General features: G+C 65.2%; 25 protein-coding genes and 3 tRNA genes. 13 read left to right on the forward strand and 15 right to left on the reverse strand.

Features of this window, described 5'->3' with window-relative positions:
- Positions 1 to 3: 3 nt before the first annotated feature.
- Entirely contained in the window at positions 4 to 1,101 is a 1,098-nt protein-coding gene (gene ychF / locus VFG17_RS21200) for a redox-regulated ATPase YchF (RefSeq protein WP_325031345.1), read from the reverse strand.
- Positions 1,102 to 1,232: 131 nt separating this feature from the next.
- On the opposite strand from ychF, the gene VFG17_RS21205 reads away from it, so the two are divergent.
- Positions 1,233 to 1,895 carry a CAP domain-containing protein gene (locus VFG17_RS21205; RefSeq protein ID WP_325031346.1) on the forward strand — a complete coding sequence of 221 codons (663 nt, stop codon included), beginning with the start codon at positions 1,233 to 1,235 and terminating at the stop codon, positions 1,893 to 1,895.
- A gap of 36 nt (positions 1,896 to 1,931) precedes the next feature.
- Here the strand turns inward: VFG17_RS21205 and VFG17_RS21210 are convergent, their stop codons facing one another.
- From VFG17_RS21210 to VFG17_RS21240, 7 genes are all read right to left on the reverse strand, one after another.
- Entirely contained in the window at positions 1,932 to 3,806 is a 1,875-nt protein-coding gene (locus VFG17_RS21210; protein ID WP_325031347.1) for a PhoX family protein, read from the reverse strand.
- Positions 3,807 to 3,979: 173 nt separating this feature from the next.
- Positions 3,980 to 4,549, reverse strand: coding sequence for an aminoacyl-tRNA hydrolase (gene pth, locus VFG17_RS21215; RefSeq protein WP_325031348.1), 570 nt, complete (start codon positions 4,547 to 4,549; stop codon positions 3,980 to 3,982).
- A 69-nt stretch (positions 4,550 to 4,618) separates the two neighbouring features.
- Positions 4,619 to 5,287 (reverse strand): 50S ribosomal protein L25/general stress protein Ctc, encoded by a 669-nt coding sequence (locus VFG17_RS21220; RefSeq protein WP_325031349.1) that lies wholly within the window; start codon positions 5,285 to 5,287, stop codon positions 4,619 to 4,621.
- 110 nt (positions 5,288 to 5,397) lie between these two features.
- Entirely contained in the window at positions 5,398 to 6,234 is an 837-nt protein-coding gene (locus VFG17_RS21225; protein WP_325031350.1) for a TraB/GumN family protein, read from the reverse strand.
- 59 nt (positions 6,235 to 6,293) lie between these two features.
- On the reverse strand, positions 6,294 to 7,229 hold the full coding sequence (locus VFG17_RS21230) for a TraB/GumN family protein (RefSeq protein WP_325031351.1): 936 nt from the start codon (positions 7,227 to 7,229) through the stop codon (positions 6,294 to 6,296).
- Positions 7,230 to 7,301: 72 nt separating this feature from the next.
- Complete coding sequence (locus VFG17_RS21235) at positions 7,302 to 7,955, reverse strand: hypothetical protein (RefSeq protein ID WP_325031352.1); 654 nt, start codon at positions 7,953 to 7,955, stop codon at positions 7,302 to 7,304.
- The gene (locus VFG17_RS21240) at positions 7,921 to 8,136 is read right to left on the reverse strand and encodes a helix-turn-helix transcriptional regulator (RefSeq protein WP_325031353.1); all 216 of its coding nucleotides are present in this window, start codon (positions 8,134 to 8,136) and stop codon (positions 7,921 to 7,923) included. The genes VFG17_RS21235 and VFG17_RS21240 overlap by 35 nt, the downstream gene beginning before the upstream one ends.
- A gap of 245 nt (positions 8,137 to 8,381) precedes the next feature.
- Here VFG17_RS21240 and VFG17_RS21245 point away from each other — a divergent pair, with 245 nt between their 5' ends.
- The 6 genes from VFG17_RS21245 (at position 8,382) to VFG17_RS21270 (ending at position 16,059) form a co-directional block, all read left to right on the forward strand.
- Positions 8,382 to 9,263, forward strand: coding sequence for a glycine--tRNA ligase subunit alpha (locus VFG17_RS21245; protein ID WP_325031435.1), 882 nt, complete (start codon positions 8,382 to 8,384; stop codon positions 9,261 to 9,263).
- The gene (glyS, locus tag VFG17_RS21250; protein ID WP_325031354.1) at positions 9,260 to 11,407 is read left to right on the forward strand and encodes a glycine--tRNA ligase subunit beta; all 2,148 of its coding nucleotides are present in this window, start codon (positions 9,260 to 9,262) and stop codon (positions 11,405 to 11,407) included. The genes VFG17_RS21245 and glyS overlap by 4 nt, the downstream gene beginning before the upstream one ends.
- Before the next feature lie 27 nt (positions 11,408 to 11,434).
- Positions 11,435 to 11,896 carry a hypothetical protein gene (locus VFG17_RS21255; protein ID WP_325031355.1) on the forward strand — a complete coding sequence of 154 codons (462 nt, stop codon included), beginning with the start codon at positions 11,435 to 11,437 and terminating at the stop codon, positions 11,894 to 11,896.
- An 87-nt stretch (positions 11,897 to 11,983) separates the two neighbouring features.
- The gene (gene ppdK / locus VFG17_RS21260) at positions 11,984 to 14,644 is read left to right on the forward strand and encodes a pyruvate, phosphate dikinase (RefSeq protein ID WP_325031356.1); all 2,661 of its coding nucleotides are present in this window, start codon (positions 11,984 to 11,986) and stop codon (positions 14,642 to 14,644) included.
- Positions 14,645 to 14,955: 311 nt separating this feature from the next.
- Positions 14,956 to 15,032 (forward strand) — tRNA-Arg (locus VFG17_RS21265).
- The gene (locus VFG17_RS21270) at positions 15,025 to 16,059 is read left to right on the forward strand and encodes a Crp/Fnr family transcriptional regulator (protein WP_325031357.1); all 1,035 of its coding nucleotides are present in this window, start codon (positions 15,025 to 15,027) and stop codon (positions 16,057 to 16,059) included. The genes VFG17_RS21265 and VFG17_RS21270 overlap by 8 nt, the downstream gene beginning before the upstream one ends.
- Before the next feature lie 322 nt (positions 16,060 to 16,381).
- Here the strand turns inward: VFG17_RS21270 and VFG17_RS21275 are convergent.
- Positions 16,382 to 16,472 (reverse strand) — tRNA-Ser (locus VFG17_RS21275).
- Between the two features lie 130 nt (positions 16,473 to 16,602).
- On the opposite strand from VFG17_RS21275, the gene VFG17_RS21280 reads away from it, so the two are divergent.
- Both VFG17_RS21280 and VFG17_RS21285 read left to right on the forward strand, forming a co-directional pair.
- The gene (locus VFG17_RS21280; protein WP_325031358.1) at positions 16,603 to 17,544 is read left to right on the forward strand and encodes a peptidylprolyl isomerase; all 942 of its coding nucleotides are present in this window, start codon (positions 16,603 to 16,605) and stop codon (positions 17,542 to 17,544) included.
- Positions 17,545 to 17,549: 5 nt separating this feature from the next.
- Entirely contained in the window at positions 17,550 to 17,864 is a 315-nt protein-coding gene (locus tag VFG17_RS21285; RefSeq protein ID WP_325031359.1) for a DUF1905 domain-containing protein, read from the forward strand.
- Here VFG17_RS21285 and VFG17_RS21290 read toward each other — a convergent pair.
- Positions 17,854 to 17,994 carry a hypothetical protein gene (locus tag VFG17_RS21290; RefSeq protein ID WP_325031360.1) on the reverse strand — a complete coding sequence of 47 codons (141 nt, stop codon included), beginning with the start codon at positions 17,992 to 17,994 and terminating at the stop codon, positions 17,854 to 17,856. The two genes, VFG17_RS21285 and VFG17_RS21290, sit on opposite strands and share 11 nt — an antisense overlap.
- Positions 17,995 to 18,100: 106 nt before the next feature.
- Here VFG17_RS21290 and VFG17_RS21295 point away from each other — a divergent pair.
- A tRNA-Thr gene (locus tag VFG17_RS21295) sits at positions 18,101 to 18,175 on the forward strand.
- A gap of 28 nt (positions 18,176 to 18,203) precedes the next feature.
- Here VFG17_RS21295 and VFG17_RS21300 read toward each other — a convergent pair.
- On the reverse strand, positions 18,204 to 19,082 hold the full coding sequence (locus VFG17_RS21300) for a LysR substrate-binding domain-containing protein (RefSeq protein ID WP_325031361.1): 879 nt from the start codon (positions 19,080 to 19,082) through the stop codon (positions 18,204 to 18,206).
- A gap of 141 nt (positions 19,083 to 19,223) precedes the next feature.
- On the opposite strand from VFG17_RS21300, the gene VFG17_RS21305 reads away from it, so the two are divergent.
- A complete protein-coding gene (locus tag VFG17_RS21305; RefSeq protein WP_325031362.1) occupies positions 19,224 to 21,545 on the forward strand; it encodes a CDC48 family AAA ATPase in 2,322 nt (773 codons plus the stop codon).
- A gap of 12 nt (positions 21,546 to 21,557) precedes the next feature.
- On the opposite strand, the gene VFG17_RS21310 is transcribed toward VFG17_RS21305, so the two are convergent.
- Positions 21,558 to 22,868: an MFS transporter gene (locus VFG17_RS21310; protein ID WP_325031363.1), complete on the reverse strand. Its 1,311-nt coding sequence runs from the start codon at positions 22,866 to 22,868 to the stop codon at positions 21,558 to 21,560.
- Between the two features lie 159 nt (positions 22,869 to 23,027).
- Between VFG17_RS21310 and VFG17_RS21315 the strand changes: the two genes are divergently transcribed.
- Positions 23,028 to 23,666 carry a class I SAM-dependent methyltransferase gene (locus VFG17_RS21315; protein ID WP_325031364.1) on the forward strand — a complete coding sequence of 213 codons (639 nt, stop codon included), beginning with the start codon at positions 23,028 to 23,030 and terminating at the stop codon, positions 23,664 to 23,666.
- Here the strand turns inward: VFG17_RS21315 and VFG17_RS21320 are convergent.
- Positions 23,663 to 24,910 (reverse strand): phosphatidylserine/phosphatidylglycerophosphate/cardiolipin synthase family protein, encoded by a 1,248-nt coding sequence (locus VFG17_RS21320; protein ID WP_325031365.1) that lies wholly within the window; start codon positions 24,908 to 24,910, stop codon positions 23,663 to 23,665. The two genes, VFG17_RS21315 and VFG17_RS21320, sit on opposite strands and share 4 nt — an antisense overlap.
- A gap of 78 nt (positions 24,911 to 24,988) precedes the next feature.
- On the opposite strand from VFG17_RS21320, the gene rpoZ reads away from it, so the two are divergent.
- Positions 24,989 to 25,333, forward strand: coding sequence for a DNA-directed RNA polymerase subunit omega (rpoZ, locus tag VFG17_RS21325; RefSeq protein WP_325031366.1), 345 nt, complete (start codon positions 24,989 to 24,991; stop codon positions 25,331 to 25,333).
- Positions 25,334 to 25,385: 52 nt separating this feature from the next.
- Here rpoZ and VFG17_RS21330 read toward each other — a convergent pair whose 3' ends face one another.
- Positions 25,386 to 25,991: a DUF3800 domain-containing protein gene (locus VFG17_RS21330; protein ID WP_325031367.1), complete on the reverse strand. Its 606-nt coding sequence runs from the start codon at positions 25,989 to 25,991 to the stop codon at positions 25,386 to 25,388.
- Between the two features lie 9 nt (positions 25,992 to 26,000).
- A complete protein-coding gene (locus tag VFG17_RS21335) occupies positions 26,001 to 26,486 on the reverse strand; it encodes a hypothetical protein (protein WP_325031368.1) in 486 nt (161 codons plus the stop codon).
- Between the last annotated feature and the right edge of the window lie 22 nt (positions 26,487 to 26,508).

Below are 26,508 nucleotides of genomic sequence, written 5' to 3' on the forward strand. Positions count from 1 at the left end.
GATTCAGCTGTGCAGGAAATGCATGACGTCGCCGTCGCTCACGACATAGGCCTTGCCTTCGGCGCGCAGCTTGCCCGCCTCGCGCGCCTTCGCTTCGCCGCCGAGCGTGACATAATCGTCATAGGCGATGGTTTCGGCGCGGATGAAGCCCTTCTGGAAATCGCTGTGGATCTCGCCCGCCGCCTCGGGAGCGGTGGCGCCGGTGTGGACGGTCCAGGCGCGCGCTTCCTGCGGACCGACGGTGAAGAAGGTGATGAGGTGGAGCAGTTCGTAGCCGGCGCGGATGACGCGGGCGAGGCCGGTTTCATGCAGGCCCATCTCTTCGAGGAACTCGAGCCGGTCGGCCATGTCCATCGTGACGAGCTCGCTCTCGATCGCCGCCGAAACGACCACCGCCTGCGCACCCTCGGCCGCCGCCTTGGCGAAGACCTTTTCGGAGAAGGCGTTGCCGTTCGCGGCACTGCCTTCGTCGACGTTGCAGACATAGAGGACGGGTTTCGAGGTCAGGAGCTGCGCGGTGCGCAGCACGCGGGCTTCCTCGTCGTCCTTCGGTTCGACGAGCCGCGCGGGCTTGCCGTCGCGGAGCAGGTCGAGCGCCTGCCGGAGCACCGATGCGGCGATCTTCGCTTCCTTGTCGCCCTGCGCCGCTTTCTTGGCGAAAGCCGGAACGCGCTTTTCGAGGCTTTCGAGGTCGGCGAGTAGCAGCTCGGTTTCGACCGTTTCGGCGTCGGCGACGGGGTCGACCTTGTTCTCGACATGCTGGATGTCGTCATCCTCGAAGCAGCGCAGGACGTGGACGATCGCATCGACCTCGCGGATATTGCCGAGGAACTGGTTGCCGAGTCCTTCGCCCTTCGACGCGCCGCGGACAAGGCCGGCGATGTCGACGAAGGCGAGCTGCGTCGCGATGATCTTCTTGCTGCTCGCGATTCCGGCGAGTTTCTCCAGCCGGTCGTCGGGCACCGCGACATTGCCGATATTCGGCTCGATCGTGCAGAAGGGATAGTTCGCCGCCTGCGCCGCCGCGGTTTCGGTCAGCGCGTTGAACAGGGTGGACTTGCCGACGTTGGGCAGGCCGACGATCCCGCATTTGAAACCCATAAAAACTCCGTGAGGTTCGGCCTGCCGTGAATGAGGGGCCGGTGTTGCTGCGCCCCCTAGCGCCAAGTCGCGCCCGATGCCAGTCTTTGCCGTTGCGCGCCGTTCAGACTTGGCGCTTTATCGCGCGAGCCATGACGAAACCCCGCCTTCTCGCCGCCGGCATGCTTCTGGCCTTTGGCGTGACCGCCGCCGTCGCCGCGCAGAGCCGGTTCGAGGAAGGCGTCTTCGCCGAACTCAACCGCTTCCGCAGCGATCCCGCGGGCTACGCCGACTATCTTGGCGACTATCGCCCGCGTTTCGAGGGCAAGCTGCTGATCGGCGAAGACGACAGCGAGATCGACATCATGACGCGCGAAGGCGTCGCCGCGGTCGACGAGGCGATCCGCGACCTGCGCCGTGAAAAACCACTGCCCGAACTTGAGTGGAGCGATCCGCTCGCCCGCGCCGCCGCGGACCACGTCGCGGTCCAGTCGCGCTCGGGGGCGGTGGGCCATTATACGCGGGGCAGCGGGCCCGGCGAACGGATGCGCGCGCGCGGCGGCGGCCCCTATGTCAGCGAAGTCATCACCTATGGCCATCACACGCCCGAAGGCGTCGTCGACCAGCTGCTGATCGACGACGGCGTGCCCGATCGCGGCCATCGCCACAGCCTGCTTCGCCCGGCGCACCGCTATGCCGGGATCGCCTGCGGCCGCCATCCGGTGCATCGGACGATGTGCGTGACGCTGATGTCGCAAACGCGCGACGGCTCTCCGCCGCCCCCGCCGAAGCGGGCGGCGACGAAGGCCGAGTAAGCGGGGCCAGCCGCGCGCGACCGGCCCCAAGCGTTGTCAGTTGCCGACCGGCTGGCTGTCGGTCCGCCGCACCACGATCGTCGACGATCGCGGCTGCTCGCCCGCGACCGGCCAGTCGCCAGTCGGGTGCTGGATGTTGACGAAGAAGGTCGTGAGGTCGGGCGTATAAGCCAGGCCCGTGATCTCGCAGCCGAGCGGCCCGACGAGGAAGCGTTTCGACTGCTTGTTCTGCTGATCGACATAGAACATCGCGTTATGGCCGAAGGCCTGGTCGATCGTCGTGCCGTCGAGGCCCGAATTGCCCGGAACGCTGTGATCGGTCTGCACCCACATGCGGCCCTCGGGGTCGATGCGCAGCCCGTCGGGGCTGGAGAAGGTGTCGCCTTCGATATCGCCGACGAGGTTGCTGCCGCCCGCCGCCAGCGCAGGATCGCCCGCGCTCAGGAAGATTTCCCAGCTGAACTTGGTTGCCAGCGGCGAATTGCCTTCCTCGCTGAACTTCAGGATATGGCCGTGCAGGTTGCGGATCCGCGGGTTGGCGGGGTCGGCGACGCGGCGGCCGCTGTTGTTGGTCAGCGTGCAGAACACCGCGCTGTTGTCGGGCGCGACGGTCAGCCATTCGGGGCGGTCCATCACCGTGCCGCCGGCGACGCGCGCCGCGCGCTGGCAATTGATCAGCACGTCGGCCTGATTGTTGAAATCGACCGTCGTCGGCGTCAGCGGCGTTTCGCTCTGGCTGACATTGCCCGGGTCCGAGGCGCCGGCGGTCAGGCCGTTCTCGCCGACGGCCAGCGCGCGCCATTCGCCCGTGCCGTCGCCGTTGAAGCGCGCCACATAGAGCGTGCCATAGTCGAGCAGGTCGGTGTTCGCCGCACGGTTCGTATCGCTATAGGCGCGGTCGGGGACGAATTTATAGATGCAGCCCGGGGTCGTGTCGTCGCCCATATAGAAAGCGACGCGGCGATCGGCATTCGCCATGAAGGCCACATTCTCGTGGTTGAAGCGGCCCATCGCGGTGCGTTTCGTCGGCTGGGCGAGTTCGCGTAGCGGGTCGATCTCGACCACCCAGCCATAGTTGGTTTCGGGCTGCGCCGGGTCGAGATAATTGTCCATCGTCTCTTCGCAGGTGAGGTAGGTGTTCCACGGCGTCCGCCCGCTCGAACAATTGTTGAGCATGCCCGTTATGCTGCCCGAGAGCAGCCCTGCGGCGGGACCGCCGGCGCGGTAGCTGCTGTTGCCCGTATAGCGGCGGTTATAGGTCGATCCCGCCTGCACGGTCCATTTGCCGTCGCTGCCCTTGGCGACCTCGACGACGCCGATGCCGACCGCCGACAGCGCGATGGCCTTCTGGTCGGCGCTCGCCGCCGCGGGGTCGTAGTCGTCCGCCATCAGGATGTTGAAGTCGGGATATTCATAGTTCATCGCGAGCAGGCCGCGGGTGTTGGCGTCGACGTCGGGGAGCGCGAAATATTCCATGCCGTCATGGCCGCCGCCCGCCCATTTCTCGGCGACCGCGGGGCTCGCGGGGAAACTGCCCGAATAGGCGGTGCCAGTTTCGACCGAATCGCCCGCTTTCAGTAGCACGTCGACGGTATAGCCCTCGGGCACCGTTACCCGGTCGTCCTGGTTCGCGGCGACCGCGGCAAAGGTGGCGGCGAAGCTCGGCGGCGGGGTCGGGGTGGGGGTCGGCGTCGGGGTCGGCGTCGGCGGGACGGTCACGATCGGTTCGCCATCGTCGTCACACGCCGCCAGCGCCATCGCGGGGATCACGGACAGGCCGAACAGGCCGTTCCGCAGCAGCGTGCGGCGCGTCGGATTTTCGGCGACGATCGCCTCGAGGCTGTCGGGGCCGGGAAGGCCGCCGGTTTCGCCACGATAAGGCGCACGGGCTTTGTCGGTAAGATGTGACATGCAGTTCCCCTGTTTTTCGGTTGAGCCCCGGGACTCGATTGTCCCGGTTTGGAGGTGGCGCACCGATTGCAGAGGATGATGTCAGCCGCGTTGCTCGAACGCGTCGGAATGCAATGACTTATATGACGGACATGTGACGGCGGTCGGGGCCGGCCGTGGGCGTGTAGGGTTGATCACCCCTGCAAGCGCAGCGCCAAGTCACTCTGGAAACGCACATCGTCGCCGTCGGCGAGCCATTTCGCTTCGGCGGCGATCGCGCCGAGCAGGTCGATGAGCGGCTCCATCTCGCTCTTGTGATAATTGCCGAGGACGTGGCCGGTCACGCGGTCCTTGTGTCCCGGATGCCCGATGCCGATGCGCACGCGACGGAAATCCTCGCCGATGTGGCTGATCATGCTGCGGATGCCGTTATGGCCCGCCGCGCCGCCGCCTTGCTTCACCTTGACCTTCATCGGCGCGAGATCGAGCTCGTCATAAAAGGCGGTGACGTCCTGCGGCGTCAATTTGTAGAAATCGAGCGCGGCGCGCACGCTGCGGCCGCTTTCGTTCATGAAGGTGCCGGGTTTGAGCAGCAGGATGCGCTGCGATCCGATGCGGCCTTCCTGGATCCAGCCCTGGAATTTCTTGGCGGGCGGAGGGAAGTCGTGGACTTCGGCGATGACGTCGGCGGCCATGAAGCCGACATTGTGACGGTGCATCGCATATTTGGGCCCGGGATTGCCGAGGCCGACCCAGAGCTGCATGATACTGCCTTTCCCGGGGTCTGTCGTTGGCGGCCCCCTTCCGCGTGGAAAGGGGCCGTCCGAACGATATTAGGCTTCGTCGCCTTCGGCGGCCGGAGCTTCGCCTTCGGCGGCAGCGCCTTCGGCAGCTTCGCCTTCGTCCTTCGTCGTGTCGCCGTCGCTCGACTTGAGCGCCGACGGGGCGACGATGGTGGCGATGGTGAAGTCGCGGTCGGTGATCGCGCTTTCGACGCCCTTCGGCAGGGTGACGTTGCTGATGTGGATCGAATCGCCGACGTCGAAGCCGGTGACGTCGATCGCGATCTCGTCGGGGATCTTGTCCGCGTCGCAGACGAGTTCGAGTTCGTGGCGAACGATGTTCAGCACGCCGCCGCGCTTCAGGCCGGGCGAGGCTTCTTCGTTCAGGAACGAGACCGGCACGGCGACCTGGACGGTCGCGCCCTTGGCGATGCGCAGGAAGTCGGCGTGGATCGGGCGATCCTTGACCGGGTGGAAAGCGACGTCCTTGGGCAGCGTGCGGATTTGCTTGCCGCCGACGTCGATCATCACGACCGAGTTCATGAAGTGACCCGTCATCAGCTGCTTCATCAGCAGCTTTTCTTCGACGTGGATCATCAGGGGTTCTTCCTTGCCGCCATAGACGACGGCGGGGACACGGCCTTCACGACGCAGTTCACGCGAGGCTCCCTTGCCTCCGCGTTCGCGCGTCTCGGCCGTCAGCACCAGCTGATCGCTCATAATATTTCTCCGAGAAACAGTTACACAGTTCCGCCACGCCTCCAGGGATGACCATGACGGAAGCCGCGGCGCTTAGCGGGGAAGCGGCGGAATTGCAAGCGCTACGGCGCTCATTGCACGCGCGTCACCGTCAGCCCGTCGGCCGCGACCAAAGCCGGCACGCCGTCGGAGCCAACCAGATGCCCGGCACCCACCGCCACGAGCACGGTCCCCGGCTGCGCCATCCGCCGCTCGATCCATGCGCTCCAGCGCCGGTTGCGGTCGGTGATAATCGCTTTGCGCGCCGCGGGCACGCTGTCGATATCCTCGTTGATCACTTTTTCGAGCGCCGCGACGTCGCCGCGGCCCCACGCCGCGGTCAGCGCGCCGACCTCCTTTACCGCACCCTCCGCTTCCTCGGCGGCGCGCGTCAGCAGGATGCGCTGGGTCTGCGGGTCGAGCGTTTCGAACAGGGTCAGCTGTTCGCGCGCGGTCTCGAAGCCTCCGATCGGCTTGCCCGCGGCCTTGAATTTTTCGGTGAGACCCGTTTCGACGCCGTCGGCCGGCGACAGGCCGGCATTTTGCGCGACGCGCTGGCCCATCAGGACCATCACCGCCCAATCGTCGAGTCCGTCCTCGCCGAAGCTGCGGCCGCTCGCTTCGAGCGCGCGAAAACCTGTCAGGGCCTTGCCCGAGAGGCGCGCTTCGATTGCAAGTGGTGTGTCGCGCGGCGCGAGTTTCCGGAACATCTCGCCCGCGGCCGCGAGTTCGGCGGGCGGCAGCTCCAGCATCAGCGCGTCGGAGGCCTCGATCGCGCTCGCCACCCGGCCCTCGTCCCAATCTGTGCCGCGCGGCAGCGCGTGCATCGTGCCGAGAATATAGATTTTCGTGTCGGCATCCTCGACCAGCCACATCGCCGGCCGCGCTTCAGGCCCCGCCTCGGCGGTCCCGCAGGCGGTCAGCAGCAATGGCGAAAGGGCCGCCGCGATGCGGCGACCCCTTCGTCCGGATCGAGACGCCGGTCGCCTCAATATTCGACTCGTTTCACCATGAGGCCGCGTTCCTTGAGATAATCCTGCACGCTATGCTCGCCCGCGAGATGCCCGGCGCCGACCGCGACGAACACGGTCCCCGGCTGGTCCATCCGTGCCTCGAGCTGGCCCGCCCAGCGCGCGTTGCGATCCCAGAGCAAGGTCTTCGCGAGTTCGGGCGTCGCCGCCAGGCTCTCGTTCATCGCGGTGGCGAGGCCGTCCGGGTCGCCCTTTGCCCACAGCAGCACCATCTTGTCGAGCTGCGGCCCCAGCTTGTCGAGGTCGTCCACCACCGCGTTGAGGAAGGCGACCTGTTGCGTTTCGGGCAGCGTGTCGAAGAAGCCGAGCTGTTCAGGGAGCGTTTCGAGCCCCGCCACCGGCTTCCCCGCCGCCTTTGCAAAACCGGTCAGCAGCTTTTCGGCGCCCTGTTCGGGATCATAGCCAAGCTTGGTCAGCGGCAGCACCGACAAGGTGATCGCGGGGAACCAGGGTTCGAACATGTCGAACTGCGCGGCGGGCAAGCCGACGCTCGCCATCGCGGCCTGATAGGCCTTGAGCTCTTCGGGATCGAGCCGCGACGACAGCGTCTTGCCGCTCTGGTCGATCGCCAACGGCATCATCACCTTGGCCACTTCGGCCTGATCCTCGGGCATCACTATTTCGAGCATCAGCTGATCGGATTTGTCGAAGGCGGTCTTCACCGCTTCGTCGAACCAGCCGAGCCCGGGCTTCAGCACATGGACGGTGCCGAACAGATAGATCGTCGTATCCTCGTCCTTCACCACCCACAGCGCGGGGTCGGCGTCGGTTGTGGCGGCTGGCGAGGTCTGCGTCTCCGGTTCGGCCGCGACGCTTTTCCCGGGGACCAGTGCGCACTGCGCCAGCGGAATGACCGCGCAACTGGTGGCGAGCGTCTTGAACCATTTTGTCATGGGAGAAGCCTTTCTTTGTTTATGTTTATCTTTGTTTATGTTTAGCGGTTGGTTGGAAAGTGAAAAGGGAGCTCAACGGAACTTGAGCCAGAAATAGACCGCGGCGTTGGCGATAACGGCGAACAGGACAAGCAGCATGGCATCGACCGGGGGCAGGATGCTCGCGCGCGCCAACGCCCACCACGCGGGAGCGGGAATGATAAAGGCGTAGAAACCCGCGAGCCCGGCCCACAAATAGGCTCGCTCTTCGTGGTCGTCGATGACGCGTTGATAGAAAAAGGCGGTGACTGCGAGACCGCCGATCCACAACAGCGCAAGGATGATGGCAATCGTCGGCGACAGCGCACTGTTGCTGAAAAAGGGGTCGCCGCCAACTTCGACCCGGCCGCTGTGCAGCAGCGTTGCGGCGAGGGCGCCGATCAATCCGGCTCCGATCAGGCTGGCCCAATAGAGCCGCTTGCGCCGCGACCAGTCGCGCCAGAAGGCGCCGACGCGGCGCAAGTAAAGTCCCATCGCGACGGCGCCGGCGAGCACCACCAGCCCCGCCCCGAGCGGCGTGGGCATGATCGGATGGCCTGCCCCGGCGGTCCCGTCGAGATAGCCCGCGACGAACGCGGCCAGAAAAATGGTCGCAAGGCTTATCGCGATCGGCCAGCCGATGCCGGGACGCTTGCCAGACGCTTCGCCAGTCTCACGCATCGTCGCGGTGTCCTTCGAAACCATCATCGAAAATCTCCTCGATCGGCATGGCGAACAGCCGTGCCAGTTTGAACGCGAGCGGCAGCGAGGGGTCGTATTTTCCCGTTTCGATCGCATTCACCGCCTGCCGCGAGACATCGAGCCGGTCGGCAAGCTCCGCCTGGCTCCAGTTTCGCATCGCGCGCAGTACTTTGAGCTGGTTGTTCATCGACCAATCCGTCACGCGTCCCTGACCGAATGTCAGGTGTTATTGACTAAATGACATGAGTCACTGACCGTGTCAACAAGACCTGACATTTTGCGATGCGCGGTGGCGGGGAGGGCGCGAACGCGCGTAGCAACGGCTTGACCCTTTGCCGTCGCTGGGCCAATGCGGCGGCGATTTTTTGCACCTGCGAAGGGATTGCGGCCGTGGCCGACGGGGCGGACAAGACACCACTCAGCTTTCAGGACATGATCCTGACGCTGCATAATTACTGGAGCGCGCGCGGCTGCGCGATTTTGCAGCCCTACGACATGCGCGTGGGGGCCGGCACGTTTCACCCCGCGACAACGCTGCGCAGCCTTGGTCCCGAGCCGTGGAACGTCGCCTATGTCCAACCGAGCCGCCGTCCGACCGATGGCCGCTATGGCGAGAACCCGAACCGCCTCCAGCATTATTACCAATATCAGGTCATATTGAAGCCGTCGCCCGCCGACCTGCAGGAACAATATCTGGGCAGCCTCGCCGCGATCGGCATCGATCCGCTGCTCCACGACATCCGCTTCGTCGAGGACGATTGGGAATCGCCCACGTTAGGCGCGTGGGGGCTGGGCTGGGAAGTCTGGTGCGACGGAATGGAAGTCACCCAGTTCACTTACTTCCAGCAGATGGGCGGCTTCGACTGCAAGCCCGTCGCGGGCGAGCTGACCTACGGGCTCGAACGCCTCGCCATGTATATCCAGAATGTCGACAATGTTTACGACCTGCGCTTCTCCGACGCGGTCGGCGATGTCGCGGCGGTGAGCTATGGCGACGTGTTCCTTGAAAACGAACGCCAATTCTCGAAATGGAATTTCGAGGTTGCCGACACCGACAGTTTGTTCGCGGGCTTCAAGGCCGCCGAAGAAGAGTGCAAGCGCGCGATCGCGGCGAACGTCCCGCTCGCCGCCTATGATCAGGCGATCGAGGCGAGCCATCTCTTTAACCTGCTCCAGGCGCGCGGCGTAATCAGCGTGCAGGAACGCGCCAATTATATGGCGCGCGTCCGCGACCTCGCGAAGGGCAGCTGCAAAGCGTGGATCGACAGCCAGTCCGAGCGCTGGACCCAAAACCATCCGGGGTGGACGCTGTGACCGACTTTCTTCTCGAACTGCGCAGCGAGGAAATCCCGGCGCGGATGCAGGCCGGCGCGCGCGCTGAACTGGAAAAGCTGTTCCGACAGGAATTGATCCGGCGAGCTTTTGAAGTCCCCAAGGACGGTTTGACTATCTGGTCGACGCCTCGACGTCTCACGCTGATTGCCCGAGGTCTTCCTGACCAGACCGATTCCGCCACTGTTGAAGTCAAAGGGCCTAAAGCCGACGCCCCCGCACAAGCGTTGGAAGGCTTTTTGCGTAAGCATAACACGACGCGCGATCAGTTAACTGAGCGGAATGGCATTCTGTTTCTGGATAAGGTCGAGCCCGGCTTGGCGATGACCGAGGTTCTCGCCGAGGCGATCCCCGCGATCGTCCGCGGCTTTGCCTGGCCCAAGTCGATGCGCTGGGGCAAGGAGAGCGCGAGCAGCGAAAGCCTGCGCTGGGTGCGCCCGCTGTCGGGCATCGTCGCGATCTTCGGCGAAGAGCTTGTTGCGTGTGAAGTTAGCGGGATTTTGGCGGGTTTCGCGACGCGCGGCCACCGCTTCCACTGCCCGGGCGAGATCACCATCGGCTCTGCATCGGACTATGCCGAGAAGCTGCGCGCCTGTCATGTCATCGTCGACCATGAGGAACGTCAGGCGATCATCCGCGACGGCGCTGCGAAGGCCGCGGCCGACGCCGGGCTGACGCTCGTCGAGGATGAGGGGCTGGTGATCGAGAACGCCGGCCTCACCGAATGGCCAGTGCCCTTGCTCGGCCGCTTCGACGAAGCGTTTCTGGAGGTGCCGCCCGAGGTCATCCAGCTGACGGCGCGCGTGAACCAGAAATATTTCGTCGTGAACGGCGCCGACGGCAAGCTCGCGAACGGTTTCGTCTGCACCGCGAACATCGACGCGAAGGATGGCGGCGCGGAGATCGTCGCGGGCAACCGCAAGGTCCTCGCCGCGCGCCTGTCCGACGCGCGCTTCTTCTGGGAACAGGACCAGAGGAAGACGCTCGCCGAGCACGCTGAGAAGCTCGCGAACATCACCTTCCATGAAAAGCTCGGCACCGTAGCCGACAAGGTCGAGCGCGTCGCGAAGCTCGCCGAATGGCTGGCGAGCGAAGGCATCGTCCCGAACTGCGACCCCGCGCTCGCGCGGCAGGCGGCGGAGCTGGCAAAGGCCGACCTCGTCACCGAAATGGTCGGCGAATTCCCCGAATTGCAGGGCCTGATGGGCGGCTATTACGCCCGCGCCGAAGCCCTGCCGCAATCCGTTGCCGACGCGATCCGCGACCATTACAAACCGGTCGGGCAGGGCGATGACGTTCCGACCGCGCCGGTGACGGTGGCCGTGGCGTTAGCGGATAAGCTGGATACTCTCTTCGAGTTTTATGCGATCAATGAAAAGCCGACGGGTTCGAAGGATCCGTTCGCTCTTCGCCGAGCGGCGCTTGGCGTGCTGCAAATCCTCACGACTAACAGCTTGAGACTGCCTCTGCTCGATCCCATGACTGTTGTGAGTCGGCGTCTTGTGACCGGTAACCCCAAACAGATTCTGGTGTTCGAAGATGGCTTCAGAACCGCGCTACAAGATCGAAATGCTGAGGGGTTTTCCGCGCTCAGCAGCTTGCTGCTGCAAGGTCAGGGCTTTGCGCTTCTCGACTTCTTCGCTGACCGCCTGAAAGTCCAGCAACGCGAGGCCGGCGTTCGCCATGACCTCATCGACGCCGTGTTCGCGCTCGGCGGTGAGGATGATCTTGTTCGTCTGCTCGCACGCGTGAAGGCGCTGCAGGCCTTCATGGCGACCGAGGACGGTACCAACCTGCTCGCGGGTTACAAGCGTGCGGCGAATATCCTGAAGCAGGCGGGCGAGGTGAGCGGCGCCGCCGCCGCGACGCCGCCGACCGACGCCGACGCAGCTTTGCTCGCCGCGCTCGATGCCGCCGAACCCGCCGCCTCCGCTGCGGTCGCCGAGGAGCGCTTTACCGACGCGATGGCCGCGCTCGCGTCGCTTCGCGCTCCGATCGATGCTTTCTTCGACGGCGTCATGGTCAACGACCCCGACGAGGCGGTCCGCGCTTACCGTCTCGGCCTGCTGTCGCGCTTCACCGGCGCGGTGCATGGGGTTGCCGATTTCTCGAAGATCGAGGGATAGGCGCGGCAGCGCGCGGGAAGGGGTGCCATGAACGAAACGCATCTCGTCTGGATCTTCGCAGTCGGTTTTCCGCTGTTCTTTGTCGCGATGTGGCTGCTCGTCACGCGCGTCCTCTCGTTCGTGGGGTGGTCGAAATATCTGCCCGCCTTTGCGTGGAATCACCCGATCCCCGCCGATGCGCGGCGTTTTTCGTGGACGACGATGGTTATCGGCAGGTTCCCCGGCGGGGTCAGCTACAAGAATGCGATGAACGTCTGGCTCGACCAGCGGGGCATCTATCTTCGTCCGCCCGTCTTCTTTCGCCTCTTCCACCCGCCGCTGCATATCGGCTGGGAGCAGATCGCGTCGATCGAGCCGCGCAAGGCGCTGTGGATCAAGGCCTGCTCGCTCGCCTTTCGCCGCGACGTACCGATCCTGACTTTCGGCGGCGGCGCGGGGCAGGCGATTTTCGATCATTGGCAGGCCCGTCATGGAGGCAGGCCAGCCTGACACCGCTAAAGCAAAACTGAGTCGACCCGGTCGCGGTTCGACCCTATTTCCCCGCCCACCTCCTCCCCGGGGCAGCAGGAGCATATGATGACGAAGATGGTGCATTTGTTCGGCGGCGCGGCCACGACGGCCGAGCGCTCGAAGGAATTGCTGGGCGGCAAGGGGTCGAATCTCGCCGAGATGGCCTCGATCGGCCTGCCGGTGCCCCCGGGCTTTACGATCACCACCGACGTCTGCACCGCTTATTATACCAACGGCGAACAGTTTCCGGCCGGGCTGGTCGAGGATGTCGCCGCGGGTATCGCCCACATCGAAGGCATCACCGGCAAACGCTTCGGCGACGCCGCCGACCCGCTGCTCGTCTCGGTGCGCTCGGGCGCGCGCGTTTCGATGCCGGGAATGATGGACACCGTCCTCAATCTCGGGCTCAACGACGCGACCGTCGTCGGCCTGTCCGAAGCCTCGGGCGACCCGCGCTTCGCGTGGGACAGCTACCGCCGCTTCGTCCAGATGTATGCCGACGTCGTTATGGGCCTCGACCATGCCGAGTTCGAAGAGGCGCTCGAAATCGCGAAGGAAGACAAGGGCTTCTACCTCGACACCGAGATGTCGGCCGAAGACTGGCGGGCGCTGGTCAAGGAGTATCAGGCGATCGTCGAGCGCGAGACTGGCGCGCCCTTCCCGCAGGAACCGAACGACCAGCTGTGGGGTGCGGTCGGTGCGGTCTTCGCGAGCTGGGAAAGCGACCGCGCGAAAGTCTATCGCCGCCTGAACTCGATCCCCGGCGAGTGGGGCACCGCGGTCAATGTGCAGGCGATGGTGTTCGGCAATATGGGCGACACCTCGGCAACGGGCGTTGCCTTCACGCGCGACCCCGCGACCGGCGAGCGCGCCTGGTACGGCGAGTGGCTGATCAACGCGCAAGGCGAAGATGTGGTCGCGGGCATCCGCACGCCGCAATATCTGACCAAGATCGCACGCGAGACCGCGGGCGCCAAGCCGGCGTCGATGGAAGAGGCGATGCCCGAGACCTTCGGCGAACTCGGCCGCGTCTTCGACACGCTCGAAACGCATTATCGCGACATGCAGGATATCGAGTTCACCGTCGAACGCGGGACTTTGTGGATGCTGCAGACGCGTTCGGGCAAGCGCACCGCCAAGGCGGCGCTGCGCATCGCGGTCGAAATGGCCGCCGAGGGGCTGATTTCGGAAGAAGAAGCCGTCGGCCGCGTCGATCCGGGCGCGCTCGACCAGCTGCTCCACCCGACGCTTGACCCGAATGCGCCGCGCGACGTGCTGACCAAGGGGCTCCCCGCGAGCCCCGGCGCGGCATCGGGCATGATCATGTTCGACGCCGACAGCGCGGAAAAGGCGGCAGGCATGGGCGAGGCGGTGATCCTCGTCCGCGTCGAGACCTCGCCCGAGGACATCCACGGCATGCACGCGGCGAAGGGCATTTTGACCGCGCGCGGCGGTATGACCAGCCACGCCGCGGTCGTCGCACGCGGCATGGGGCGCCCCTGCGTTTCGGGCGCGGGTGGATTGTCGATCGACGGCGCCGCGCGCGTGCTGCGCGTCGGCGGGCGTGAGCTGCGCGAGGGCGATATCCTGACGCTCGACGGCTCGACCGGCGAGGTGATGGCGGGCGAGGTTCCGACCCTGCTCCCCGAACTGGTCGGCGATTTCGGTACGCTGATGGGTTGGGCCGACAAGGTGCGCCGCATGAAGGTGCGCACCAACGCCGAAACGCCGCAGGACGCACAGGTCGCGCGCGATTTCGGTGCCGAGGGCATCGGGCTCTGCCGCACCGAGCATATGTTTTTCGACGCCGCGCGCATCACCGCGGTACGCGAGATGATCCTCGCCGACAGCGAGGACGGCCGGCGTGCCGCGCTCGCCAAGCTGCTTCCCGAGCAGCGCGGCGACTTTGCCGCGATCTTCGGCGTGATGGCGGGGCTGCCGGTGACGATCCGCTTGCTCGATCCGCCGCTCCACGAATTCCTGCCGACGCGCGAGGAGGATTTCGCAGACGTCGCTGCCGCTGCGGGGGTGGGGATCGAGGCGCTCAAGGCGCGCGCCAATGAGCTGCACGAATTCAACCCGATGCTCGGCCATCGCGGGTGCCGCCTCGGCGTCACCTATCCCGAAATCTACGAGATGCAGGCGCGCGCGATCTTCGAGGCGGCGTGCGACGTCGCCGCCGAAACCGGCGCTGCGCCGATCCCCGAGGTGATGATCCCGCTCGTCGCGACGCGCCGCGAATTCGACCTGATGAAGGCGGTCGTCGATGCCCAAGCCAAGGCGGTGTTCGCCGAAAAGGGCCGCGAGATCGCCTATCTTGTCGGTACGATGATCGAACTGCCGCGCGCCGCGCTGATGGCGGGCGAGATCGCCGGGTCGGCGGAATTCTTCAGCTTCGGCACCAACGATTTGACGCAGACGACGATCGGTATCAGCCGCGACGACGCCGGCCGCTTCCTGACCCAATATGTCGACAAGGGCATCTTCGTCACCGACCCCTTCGTCAGCCTCGACGTCGAGGGCGTCGGTCAGCTGATCGAACTGGCGGCGGAGCGCGGGCGCGGTACGCGCGCGGGCATCAAGCTCGGCATCTGCGGCGAGCATGGCGGCGACGCCCCGAGCATCCACTTCTGCGAAAAGACCGGCCTCGATTATGTCAGCGCCTCGCCCTACCGCGTGCCGATCGCGCGGTTGGCGGCGGCGCAGGCGGCGCTGAAGGCGAAATAGCGCGCCCTTGCATGACGGGATGATTGTGGCCGGGGGACGCTTCTCCCGGCCACGGCAGCAACGCGAAAATGGTCCGCGGGCGCTTGCGGTTTCGAATCATCGCCGCGCGTAGGGCGCGGCTTGTGTCCGCCGACGGCAAATCATGCGCATAGGCAAGATAGGCGGTATCGCGCCGACCCGGCTGCGATTGCGGAGCTCCGCGGAAATCGTTCCCTGAACGCTCTCCGCAACCAATAATCCGGCCAAGCGGTCATAAAGCTGAAATAGGGGGTTGCGCCCCCGGGCACTGGCCCTTAAAGGCGCCTCTCCACGCACCCGTAGCTCAGCTGGATAGAGCATCAGACTACGAATCTGAGGGTCGGGCGTTCGAATCGCTCCGGGTGCGCCATTCCCTCCTTCCGGCCAGTGGCTGGACAGGTATCGGGAATTTTCCTCCGAAGATCGACGAATTCTTAAAGCTGCTTCTCGCGGCGGATTCTGCGCTGCTCGCGCTTGTAAACCGACATGGGTCAAGGGGCCTGGGGGCGCCTGATCATCAGTGTTGCAGCAACTTAACATGGGTGAATGTCCGCGCGGCGCGTAACGCGCATCTGGTCTCTCGAATCCAAGGGGGACGCATGGGGCTGGCTGAAATCGTAAACGCGCTGCTGACCCCGCGGGAGCGGCTGGTCTGGGAAGCCAGCTTGGCGCGCAACGCGCGCGATTATATGAAGGGCGCCGACCTCGCCCGCGAAGGCGAAAAGCCCATGGCGCTGCGGATCGTTTTGGCGGGCTGGGCACAAAAATATAAGCAGATGCCCGACGGCCGGCGGCAAATCCTGGGAGTGGTCCTGCCGGGCGAGCTCTGCGACCTCGATCTCTTCACCGTCGCGCGCACCGATCATTCGATCGCCGCGGTGCGCCGCCTGTCGGTTGCCGAGATCGGAAGGGCGGACGCGCAGCGGCTTTTCGAGCAATGTCCGAATCTGGCGTCGGCGCTGTGCTGGGCCGCGATCCTCGGCGCGGCGGTGCAGCGCGAATGGACGATCAATATCGGGCAGCGAAGCGCGCTCGAGCGCGTGGCCCAGCTTCTTTGCGAAATCTATGTGCGACAGCACGACATCCCCTCCGTCGGCGGCGGCTCATGCGACTTTCTGCTGACTCAGGGACAGATGGCGGAAGCGATGGGCCTGACGCAGGTGCATGTGAACCGTATCGTCCAGCAACTGCGTCTTCGCTGCGCGGTGGAGATACGCAATATGCGGCTGGAAATTCCGGATTTCCAGCAGTTGGCAGCTTTGGCATCGTTCAACGCAACCTATCTTCATCTGGGCGAAGCAGCCACATTGGTCGAACGGGTAAGGATGCTGTTCCTGTCGGACTTCGACAGGCCCGACCGGCGGAACGGCGACGGTGCGATTTTGCCGACTATCTGACGGTGACAAAACTCGTCGCGTCGACCAAATCGGCGGGGGGCTGAAATGCAAGAAGGGCCCTGCCTTGCGGCAGAGCCCTTCAGTCCTCTTGTATATGGCTACGCAAGAGGATGCTCATTAACCGCCCGGGTCGCAGGTCGGCGTATGCGAAGCGATTATTAGCCGAGATGCGGCCGTTCGCCTGCAACATAGATTATAGCCGGCGCGAAAAGGCAGCGGCGAGGCAAGGGAGAGGCGTTCAAATGGAGGCCTTCCAGCTTCCTTTGCCGGATGGCGCCGCATGCCATTTCGCAGGGTGGCACGAAATTGCCGAAAATGGGAGTGGCGGAGCGGGAGGGATTCGAACCCTCGATACGCTTTTGACGTATACTCACTTTCCAGGCGAGCGCCTTCGACCACTCGGCCACCGCTCCGCATGCACCCCGGTCGTTTCGTGCGAAGCACGAAGCGTGAATCGGGTGCTCAACCAATTCGCACTGGAAGGGGCGCCCTAATCGCTTGGCAGGGCTTTCGCAAGCCGATTGGGCGTGGCAGACATCGGCCATGAAACATCTGTTGCTGGCGGCAACCGCAGCCGCGTCGTTCACCCTTCCCGTCACCGCTTCGGAGCCGGCTCCGACCCCCTCACCCGGCGAAATCGCCGCGGCGGCGCCGGCGAGCGACTGGATCGCCATCGCGCCATCCGACCTGTTGGTGATGGACCTTGCGCCCGATGCAAAGGGCAAGCCGCGGCGCGTCGTCATCCAGTTGACGCCCGCGCCGTTCAGTCAGGGCTGGATCGGCAATATCCGCAAGCTTGCGGCCGCGCACTGGTGGGATGGGACGAGCATCAACCGCGTGCAGGACAATTATGTCGTGCAATGGGGCGATGCGACCGAGAAAAAGCCGCTGCCAGAGGGATTGGCGGCGGTGCCCGAGAGTGAGTATGTCGTCAGCCGCACGGGCGCCGCTGGATGGGACGCCGCGAGAGCGATGAAACGTTCGGCGCCGATCATCTCAGACCCCTATGCGTCCAGTCAGGCGCTTTGGGGTTGGCCGGTCGGGCGTGGCAAGGATGGCGAATTATGGCCCGTCCATTGCTATGGCGCCGTTGGCGTGGGCCGCAATATGTCTCCTGATACGGGGTCGGGGGCAGAACTTTATACTGTTATCGGCCACGCACCGCGCCACCTCGATCGCAACATCGCTGTCGTCGGCCGCGTCATCGGCGGGATCGAGCATCTGTCGAGCCTGCCGCGCGGGACCGAAGCGCTCGGCTTCTATAAAACCGAGGGCGAGCGCACGCCCATCGCGTCGATCCGCATCGCGAGCGAATTGCCCGCTGCCGACCAACCCAAATTCGAATATCTGTCGACCGAAGGCGACAGCTTCGCGCGCTATGCCGATGCGCGCGCCAACCGGCGCGATCCCTTCTTCATTCGCCCCGCGGGCGGCGCCGACATCTGCAATATCCCGGTCCCCGTGCGTCCGGTCGCCGCGAAATAGGACCGGTGGAGGATTTTACGGTCACAACGCCGCTTTGGCGTTGGCAATCGGCGACCGCGCCCGCCGCCTGGTTCTTCGTGACGATCGCCGGCGATGAAGCCGACGGGATTCGCATGGCCGCGTTGACCGGGCAGTGGCTGGACGGGCGAAAAGGTTTCGGTTCGGCGCGCGTCGAAGCGAGAATCGGCGACACCCGATGGAGAACGTCGGTGTTCCCGCACAAGGAAAGCGGCGGCTGGCTGCTGCCGGTCAAGGCGATGGTGCGCAAGGCGGAGGGCCTTGCCGAGGGCGACGAGGTGACCGTGACGGTCAGTCTTTAGGCGGCGTTTCGGCCTTTGCGTCGCGGGCCTGCGCCTTGCGCTTGCGCAGATTGGCCCGCAACGCTTCGGCTAGGCGGCTTTCGCGCTCCAAGTCGGCGGGGGAGGGTGTTTTGGTCACGAACGCGGCCATGCCCGCGAAATCGCCGCATCGTCAAGCCTCACGTCTTGACACGCGAGGGACGCCCCGCCATAGGCCGCGCCTGCCCAGCGAACATGCGTTGGCGGGCGGTCCGGTTGCTGCTGTAGCTCAGTGGTAGAGCGCGTCATTGGTAATGACGAGGTCGACAGTTCAATCCTGTCCAGCAGCACCATTTTCCCACATTCGAGACGAGCAGCGCGTCAGATTCTGGCGGCGAGCAGCCAGTCGTGGAACAGCTTGACCGCCGGCTGGCGGAGCGCGCGCGGGCGGCACACGAACCAGTAGCTGTACGGGCTGTCGACATCGAAGTCGAACAGGCGGACGAGGCGCGGGTCGTGCGCGTCGTCGAAGTGGTGGCCGTGCATGAATGCAACGCCGATGCCCTGTGCGGCCGCCTCCAGCATCAGCGGACCCGAATCGAAATAGTCGGTCCCGGCGGGCTCGAGATAAGGCATGCCGATCGCCTTCTTCCACTCGAGGAAGGTCTCGGGCATTTCCCTGTGGAGCAGCACGGTCATCCGCTGCATTTGTTCGGGCACGGTTATCGGGCGGTCGCCGTCGGCCAGCGTCCGCGAGGCGATCGGGAACACCTTGTCCTGATCGAGACGCGCGGCGTAAAGCATCGGATCGATCGAACGGGCGAGCGCGATCGCCGCGTCGATGCCTTCGCCGAGGCGCGCTTCGCCGTGCGACATGGTGTCGATATCGATATGCAGTTCGGGATGCTGGCGCCTCAGCTCGGGCAGGCGCGGGAACAGCCGCTGCTGGGCGAACAGCGGCAGGACGTTGAGATGGAGGCGGAGTGAAGCGTCGGGGCTGCCGGCCTGGCCGATCACCGCGCGCAGTTCATCGACAAGCGGCGATAACTGCTCGTGCAGCGCCCGCCCGGTCTCGGTGAGGCTGAGCCCGTGGTGATGGCGGTTGAACAGCGGGCGCCCCACCGCATGCTCGAGCGTTTGGATGCGGCGCGACAGCGCGGGCATCGACAGGCCGAGTTCGATCGCCGCCGCCTTGACCGTGCCGTGGCGGGCGACCTCGAGAAAGGCTTCCATGCTGCTGAGGGGAGGGAGGCGTGGCATAGCGGTCGCCGATGATGACATGAGCCCGGCCGACATGCCAGAATTTTGTGCAGTGCGTCATAGATTGACCGAGAAGCGGGGTCGCAAATCGGGAACGACAACCTATGTTTCGCATTCTGACCTTTTTGAGGGAGACGCGCATTGGCCGACGCAGCGGTGAAAGAAAAACAGGTGAAACTGCAGGTGGCGAATTCGCGCGCCGAGGAAAGCGGCGGCGGCATCGCCCGCATTCCGCGCTCGGCGATGGCCGAACTCGGCGTGACCGAGGGCGATATCATCCAGATCAGCGGCAAGCGGCAAACCGCGTCGCGCATCGTCGCGCCCTATGCCGAGGATGAGGGGCTGGAGGTCATCCGGCTCGACGGCTTGCAGCGCGCCAATGCCGGTGCGGGCGCGGGCGATATGGTGATCCTGAGCCGCGTCGAAACGCGCCCCGCGACCCGCGTGGTGTTCGCGCCAGCGCAGGAAAATCTTCGGCTTCAGGGCTCGGCGAACGCGCTGAAGCGCAGCTTCTTTGGTCGCCCGGTCGTTGCGGGCGACACGGTCGCGACCGCGGGGCAACAACGACTGCCGTCGGGCGACATGCCGCCGCAGCTCCGCCAGATGCTCAACGCGCCGGCCTATGCGCTCGCCGAAGTGCGCCTGCTCGTCGTCTCCGCGATCCCCAAGGGTGTCGTCTTCATCGACGAGAATACCGAAATCGAACTGCTTCCCGAATATCAGGAGCCGCACGACGCGCGCCGCACCGACGTCACCTATGACGATCTCGGCGGGCTGGGCGAGACGATCGACCAGCTGCGTGAGATGGTCGAGCTGCCGCTGCGCTATCCCGAACTGTTTCGCCGCCTGGGCGTCGACCCGCCGCGCGGGGTGCTGCTCCACGGCCCGCCGGGAACGGGCAAGACGCGGCTCGCGCGCGCGGTCGCCAATGAAAGCGAAGCGCAATTCTTCCTGATCAACGGGCCCGAGATCATGGGCAGCACCTATGGCGAGTCCGAAAAGCGGCTGCGCGATATTTTCGAGCAGGCGGCCAAGGCGGCGCCGTCGATCCTGTTCATCGACGAGATCGATTCGATCGCGCCGAAGCGCGGGCAGGTGCAGGGCGAGGCGGAAAAGCGGCTCGTGGCGCAGCTTCTGACGCTGATGGACGGGCTCGAACCGCGGACGAACCTGGTGGTCATCGCCGCGACCAATCGCCCCGACGCGATCGACGAGGCGCTGCGTCGTCCCGGTCGTTTCGACCGTGAGATCGTGATCGGCGTCCCCGACGAAAAGGGGCGCCGCGAGATATTGGGGATCCACACCCGCGGCATGCCGCTCGCCGACAATGTCGATCTGGACGAGCTGTCGCGCACGACCTTCGGCTTCGTCGGTGCCGATATGGCGGCGCTGACGCGCGAAGCGGCGATCGAAGCCGTTCGCCGGATCATGCCCAAACTCAATCTCGAGGAAGGGACGATTCCGCCCGAGGTGCTCGAGGAATTGCGCGTGACGCGCGAAGACTTCAACAATGCGCTGAAACGCGTCCAGCCGTCGGCGATGCGCGAGGTGATGGTGCAGGCGCCCAAGACGCGCTGGAGCGACATCGGCGGCCTCGACGCTGCGCGCGACAAGCTGATCGAGGGGATCGAGCTGCCGCTGAAGAATCCAGCGGCGTTCCGGCGCCTTGGCATCCGTCCGGCCAAGGGCTTCCTGCTCTATGGTCCGCCGGGGACCGGCAAGACCCTGCTCGCAAAGGCGGCAGCGCGCGAATCGGACGCCAACTTCATTTCGATCAAATCGTCGGATCTCTTGTCGAAATGGTATGGCGAGAGCGAACAGCAGATCGCGCGCCTGTTCCAGCGCGCGCGCGCCGTCGCGCCGACGATCGTCTTCATCGACGAACTCGACAGCCTCGTCCCCGCGCGCGGCAGCGGAACCTCGGGTGAGCCGCAGGTGACCGAGCGCGTCGTCAACACGATCCTCGCCGAGATGGACGGGATCGAGGAGATGCAGTCGGTGGTCGTGATCGGCGCGACGAACCGCCCGAACCTGATCGACCCGGCGCTGCTGCGCCCGGGGCGGCTTGACGAGCTCATCTATGTCTCGGTGCCGAACGCCGAGGGACGCCAGCGCATCCTCGAAATCCAGACGGCGAAGATGCCGCTTGCGAGCGACGTCGACCTTGGCGTTCTTGCCCAAAAGAGCGATCGCTTCACTGGCGCCGACCTCGAGGATCTGACGCGGCGCGCGGGGCTCGCCGCGCTCAAGCGTTCGATGGGCAGCGAGACGGTGACGATGGAGGACTTCGAGACCGCGCTCAAGGACACGCGCGCGTCGGTGACCGAGGCGATGGAGCGCGATTATGAAAAGATCCAGGGCGAGATCAAGCAGGCCGCGATGAGCGTCGACCCGATCGGCTTCTTCGCGCCCGGCATGCTCAAGCCGGTTCGCGAGCGCAAGCATGAGGAGCCGAAGGACTAGCTTCGCCGGAATTCAGCCTTGGGGCTGGCCCGGCTTGAGCGCCGACCAGCCCCACAGGAGCAGCCAGCCACAGAAGCCCGCCATCAGGCCATAAGCCACCATCGGATGCCAATTATAGAGCAGCACGCCGATTGCCGGCGACACGATATAGGCCGATCCGTTGATCGAAGCGGTCATGCCGGCGACGCTGCCCTGGTCGCGGCGCGGCACCGATAGCGAAGCGCCCGCCGTAAAACCCGGGCGGAACAGCCCGAAGCCGAGCGAGGCGAGGGCAAAGCCGATGATAATACCGTGAAAATCATGCGACAGGCCGGTCAGCACGGTGCCGAGCCCTCCGAGCGCCGCGCCGCAGAGCACTGCGGTTCGCGGCGACATTTTGAGCAGGGGGATCAAGCCCCATTGCGAAAGCAATGTCGCGAACGCACCGGCCATCAGCACGATCCCCGTCATCGCGGCGCCTTCGTCGGGGCGCAGGCGAAGATTCAGGCGGTCGAGGATCAGGAAGCCGATCACCCCGAGCATCATCGCTTGCGCCTGTCCGCCGTGGAAGCCGGCGAACAGCCACGGACGCACGCGCTTGTCGGTCCAGCGCAGCGCTGGCGGTGCGACCTCGGGCTGATCGAGGATCTGCTCTTCGGCCTCTTCGGTGGCGGTCTGCGGCGAGGCGCCGGTGGTGGGATAGGACATGATCGCGCCGCGCGCCGCGAACCGCGGGACGTCGTCGGGCAAGCGCCAGCGCAGCGCAATGAGCACGCCGATGCCGATCAGCGCAAAGACGAGCAGCGGTCCGGCAAGACCGACGACCGGCAAGATGAAGAAGGGCGCGATGGCGGGGCCGATGACGGTACCGAGCCCGAACGAGGAGGATACGAGCGACAGCGCCTGCGTGCGCTGTTCGGGGTCGGTGCGCGCGGCGACATAGGCCTGCACCGCGGGCGGCGCGGCCGAACCGAGCCCGCCGTAAAGGCTGCGGAACAGCGCAAAGAGGATGAAGGTCGTTCCCGCCGCCAGCCAGCCTTCGAGGCCCGACCACAGCACGAAGCCGCACAGTGCCATCGACGAAAGGAAACCGATGACGCCGAGCGCCATCAGCGCTTTGCGCCCGCGCTTGTCCGACTGGCGCGCCCAATGCGGTGCGGTGAGCACCCAGAGCAGCGCCGACCAACTGAAAGCGAGGCTGACCCATACGTCGGGGATGTGCAATTTGGCGCCGATGGCGGGCAGGATCGACTGCATCGCGGTATTGCCCGCCGCCGCGACCAGCATCACCGCAAAGAGCACCGCCATGCGATCGGAGGGGATGGAATGCGATGCCGTCGCCATGTCCGCTCCCCCCTTGTTCGTTGATGGTTTCGCCTTTGATAACGCGGCTTCTCCCTACACGCGAGCGCTCCGCTGTCCAGAGTCAAGACAGACTCTTTCCTTGCGCGACCGTCATGATTTTGCCACGCCTTTGCCAACCGCAACAACGCGAAAGCCAACATGACCAATCCGCGGGCGCAGGCCCAACAAACGAAAGCCCCGCTGGGCCGCCGGCTGCGCGAGGGCCTCAAACGCTTTTTTGGACCATGGGGCATGTTCGTCCGTGGCTTCATCAAGCATCCGGTCATGGTGGGATCGATCGTGCCGTCGTCGCCGACGCTGATCCGCCACATGCTGAAGCCCGTCGACTGGAAGAACACGAAGCTGTTCGTCGAATATGGCCCCGGCGTCGGGACCTTCTGCCGCCCCGTGCTCGAACGGATGGCGGGCGGAGCGACGCTGATTGCGATCGACACCAATGAGGATTTCATCGACTATCTTCGCAAGGACATCCGCGACAGCCGCTTCATCGCGGTCCACGGGTCGGCGGCCGACGTCGAGGAGATCATCCGCGCGCACGGCTTCGAACATGCGGACTATGTCCTGTCGGGTCTGCCATTCTCGACGCTGCCCGCCGGCGTCGGCCCGGCGATCGCCGCCGCGACGCATCGGGTGCTGCGTCCGGGCGGCGCCTTCCTCGTCTATCAGTTCCGCGCCCGCGCGCGCGATTTCCTCGCGGTGCATTTCAACCGCATCGACAATGCGTTTGAATGGGTCAATGTCCCGCCTTGCTTCCTCTTCTGGGGCTGGAAGGACTAAACTTCCGGGTCGGGATCGCCGAGCCCGAAGTTGAGTTTCCGCGACACGGTATAATCGACCACGCCGACGACGAACCAGGCGAGCGTCCAGCGCAGCCGCGTCAGCCAGTTGCCGCGCGCCTTGTGCGATTGCGGCGTGATGATCTCGCAGTCGGGCCGCAACTGGCCAAGGAAATTGCGCATCTTTTCGGCGAAACCCGCATCGGCGATCCGCACCATCACCTCGACGTTAACGAACAGGCTGCGCACGTCGAAATTGGCCGACCCGATATAGACGACATCGTCGATGACGATCAGCTTCATGTGCAGCCGGCATGGCCGATATTCCCAGACGTCGGCGGTCTTGCGCAGCAGGTAGCCATAAAGCAGCCGCGACGCGCCCATCGTCGCCGGATTGTCCGACTTGCCGGCCATCACGAAACGCGCGCGGCCACGCCGCGCGACGCGGCCTAGCCGGCGCAGCATGCCCTGACCCGGCGAGAAATAGGCCATCGCCATGTCGAGTTGCCGTGCGTTCTCTAGATCGGCCCGCACCGCGCGCGCCCACGGCGAGAGCCGCTGCGTCGGACCACCGACGAGCCATGAGACCGGACCCCCGTCGACCGGCCATTCGCGGATCAGCCGCCGCAGGGTCAGCACCTTGCCGTCGTCGTTGACCGTATAGTCGTGGATTTCCTCGAACCACCGCGCGGCCCGGACGATGTTCGGCCCCTTCACGATCATCCCGATGTCGAACCAGCAGTCGCTGCGCGGCGGGCTCAGATAGTCGTCGGCGATGTTAAATCCGCCGGTGACCGCGATATGGTCGTCGATCAGGATCAGTTTCTGATGGTTGCGGATCAGATAGGTCGACCGCCAGCGGCGCGAGAAGAAGGTGACGCTGCCGCCCACTTCGCGCAGCGGGGCGAACAGACCGTCCGGCGTATCGCCCGATCCGAAACTGTCGATCACCGCGCGGACCCGGACGCCGCGCTTCGCCGCGCGCAGCAACGCATCGAGGATACGCCGGCCCGCGCCATCACCCTCGAAAATATACATGATCAGATCGATGCTGTGCGCCGCGCCGTTGATCAGGTCGAGCAGCCGCGTCAGCCGGTCGCCGCCGTCGAAGAGCAGTTCGAGCCGGTGGCCCGCTACATCCGCCGTCAAGCTCTGGTGCAGGTCGGCGGGGGGGCAGGCATCGGTCATCAACCGCTCATAGGCTGGTGGCCGCAAGGGCCGCAAGAGCGCCGCTTTGGTTGACATCGGCGGGCCTCCCTGCTAGCGCGCAGCGCTTGCCGCCATGCCCCAAAGGCTGGTCTCTCCGATATCTAAGGAAACAACATGGCCCGCGTTACCGTCGAGGATTGCGTCGACAAGATTTCCAACCGCTTCGACCTGGTTCTGCTCTCCGCGCACCGCGCGCGTGAAATCTCGGGCGGTTCGGAGCTGACCGTCGACCGCGACCGCGACAAGAACCCCGTCGTCGCGCTGCGCGAGATCGCCGAACAGACCGTTCGCCCCAAGGATCTGCAGGAAACGCTCGTCGGTTCGATGCAGAAGGTTGTCGTCGACGATGACGATACGCCCGATGAAATCAGCTCGATCAGCCGCTCGGCAGAAGCCCTGCGCCTGACCGCCGCGGCTCCGCCGCGCAGCCCCGCAGGCGGCGGCAGCGACTTCGAATAAGCACGGCTTGCACGAATCACCAGGAGGGTCGCGGGAAACCGCGGCCCTTTTGTTATGGAAGCTTGGTGAGCTCGGCGATGCGGATCGCTTTCGACGCAAGCATCGGGTCGAGGATTTGCCGGATACGATGCGCGCGCTGCGAACCGACGGTGATGTTGAACAGGCTGTTGGCGATCACATCGGCGATCTGGACGCCGTCGCTGCGGCGGCTGTCGGCGAGCGACGCGCGGCCCCATTGGCCGAGCCCCGCCTGTATCTCTTCGCGGACGTGTGCGAGTATCTTGGGGTCATAACGTCCGTCGTCTATCACGACGTCGGTGCACACGCCGCCCGTTTCGGGCAGCCAGCGCCCGATCGCAAGATTGAGCAGTCCGGCATAGAGCGCGAGATCGCTCGGCAGGGTGCCGCCGGGATTCTGGGCGAGCTTGTTACGCTCGGCAACCGCGACCCATGCTCGGCCGCCGGCGCGGTCGAAGAGTTCCAGCAGATAGGCGCGCTCGACGAGGCTGATGCGGCTGCCCTTGAGCTCGCCGCGTAGCCCCGTGACGGCGCGGAACCTGTCATGGATTTCGGTCGCGACATGAGGCGTCAGCATCACCGCGGAGAAGGTCATCGCGCCCGCGTTGAGCCCGCCCGATTCGTCGCAATAGATCGTCATCCCGAGGGGTTACCGCACGCGTCCGAAAAAGGCGACCGTGCGGGTCTGGCCGGGCGCGATCGGGTCGGGCCACTTCCAGCGAACATGGGTGACGTCAGCTTCGGTCGCTGCGCGCGGCGTCGCCCCTTCCACCGGCACCGATAATTCGGAAAGAGGTGCAAATTGCTTGCCGCCGTCGACCGAGACGCCGAATCCCGCCTTGTCGTCCGTGCCGTCGAACATCAAGGCTTGCGGGATCGGGTTGGCGATCACGACGTCCGACGCGGGCTCCGCGCCGTTATTGGTGAAAGCGAGCGAGATGCGCACCCGGTCGCCCGGAACGACGACGTTAGGCGTGAGATACGTCTTGGTTGCGGGCTCGCCGTCCTTGCCGGCGGTCAATTTTTCGAGTTCGACCTTGCTTGTCAGTGCGCCCGTGTTCTGCGCCAGCGCGGGCCGGGCGCCGATCGCCAGAAGCGCCATCGCGGCCAGAATGCCCCACCTCTTGCCCGTCATCGCTTCCTCCCTTGGTCCTTGC

Origin of the sequence: Sphingopyxis sp. (assembly GCF_035686825.1) — a bacterium.
In the GTDB taxonomy this organism is placed as follows: Bacteria; Pseudomonadota; Alphaproteobacteria; order Sphingomonadales; family Sphingomonadaceae; genus Sphingopyxis.

What these genes read in the sequence shown, in the direction of transcription:
- VFG17_RS21330 (WP_325031367.1), bottom strand. Translation starts at nt 25,991, where the DNA reads ATGACGATCTATTGCGACGAATCGGGCGGGCTCAACGCGGGCGCGATG.
- VFG17_RS21335 (WP_325031368.1), bottom strand. Translation starts at nt 26,486, where the DNA reads ATGACGGGCAAGAGGTGGGGCATTCTGGCCGCGATGGCGCTTCTGGCG.
- rpoZ (WP_325031366.1), top strand. Translation starts at nt 24,989, where the DNA reads ATGGCCCGCGTTACCGTCGAGGATTGCGTCGACAAGATTTCCAACCGC.
- ppdK (WP_325031356.1), top strand. Translation starts at nt 11,984, where the DNA reads ATGACGAAGATGGTGCATTTGTTCGGCGGCGCGGCCACGACGGCCGAG.
- VFG17_RS21320 (WP_325031365.1), bottom strand. Translation starts at nt 24,910, where the DNA reads ATGTCAACCAAAGCGGCGCTCTTGCGGCCCTTGCGGCCACCAGCCTAT.
- VFG17_RS21240 (WP_325031353.1), bottom strand. Translation starts at nt 8,136, where the DNA reads ATGAACAACCAGCTCAAAGTACTGCGCGCGATGCGAAACTGGAGCCAG.
- VFG17_RS21235 (WP_325031352.1), bottom strand. Translation starts at nt 7,955, where the DNA reads ATGATGGTTTCGAAGGACACCGCGACGATGCGTGAGACTGGCGAAGCG.
- VFG17_RS21245 (WP_325031435.1), top strand. Translation starts at nt 8,382, where the DNA reads ATGATCCTGACGCTGCATAATTACTGGAGCGCGCGCGGCTGCGCGATT.
- VFG17_RS21230 (WP_325031351.1), bottom strand. Translation starts at nt 7,229, where the DNA reads ATGACAAAATGGTTCAAGACGCTCGCCACCAGTTGCGCGGTCATTCCG.
- VFG17_RS21205 (WP_325031346.1), top strand. Translation starts at nt 1,233, where the DNA reads ATGACGAAACCCCGCCTTCTCGCCGCCGGCATGCTTCTGGCCTTTGGC.
- VFG17_RS21300 (WP_325031361.1), bottom strand. Translation starts at nt 19,082, where the DNA reads ATGCCACGCCTCCCTCCCCTCAGCAGCATGGAAGCCTTTCTCGAGGTC.
- VFG17_RS21310 (WP_325031363.1), bottom strand. Translation starts at nt 22,868, where the DNA reads ATGGCGACGGCATCGCATTCCATCCCCTCCGATCGCATGGCGGTGCTC.
- VFG17_RS21315 (WP_325031364.1), top strand. Translation starts at nt 23,028, where the DNA reads ATGACCAATCCGCGGGCGCAGGCCCAACAAACGAAAGCCCCGCTGGGC.
- VFG17_RS21210 (WP_325031347.1), bottom strand. Translation starts at nt 3,806, where the DNA reads ATGTCACATCTTACCGACAAAGCCCGTGCGCCTTATCGTGGCGAAACC.
- pth (WP_325031348.1), bottom strand. Translation starts at nt 4,549, where the DNA reads ATGCAGCTCTGGGTCGGCCTCGGCAATCCCGGGCCCAAATATGCGATG.
- VFG17_RS21290 (WP_325031360.1), bottom strand. Translation starts at nt 17,994, where the DNA reads ATGGCCGCGTTCGTGACCAAAACACCCTCCCCCGCCGACTTGGAGCGC.
- VFG17_RS21280 (WP_325031358.1), top strand. Translation starts at nt 16,603, where the DNA reads ATGAAACATCTGTTGCTGGCGGCAACCGCAGCCGCGTCGTTCACCCTT.
- VFG17_RS21220 (WP_325031349.1), bottom strand. Translation starts at nt 5,287, where the DNA reads ATGAGCGATCAGCTGGTGCTGACGGCCGAGACGCGCGAACGCGGAGGC.
- ychF (WP_325031345.1), bottom strand. Translation starts at nt 1,101, where the DNA reads ATGGGTTTCAAATGCGGGATCGTCGGCCTGCCCAACGTCGGCAAGTCC.
- VFG17_RS21255 (WP_325031355.1), top strand. Translation starts at nt 11,435, where the DNA reads ATGAACGAAACGCATCTCGTCTGGATCTTCGCAGTCGGTTTTCCGCTG.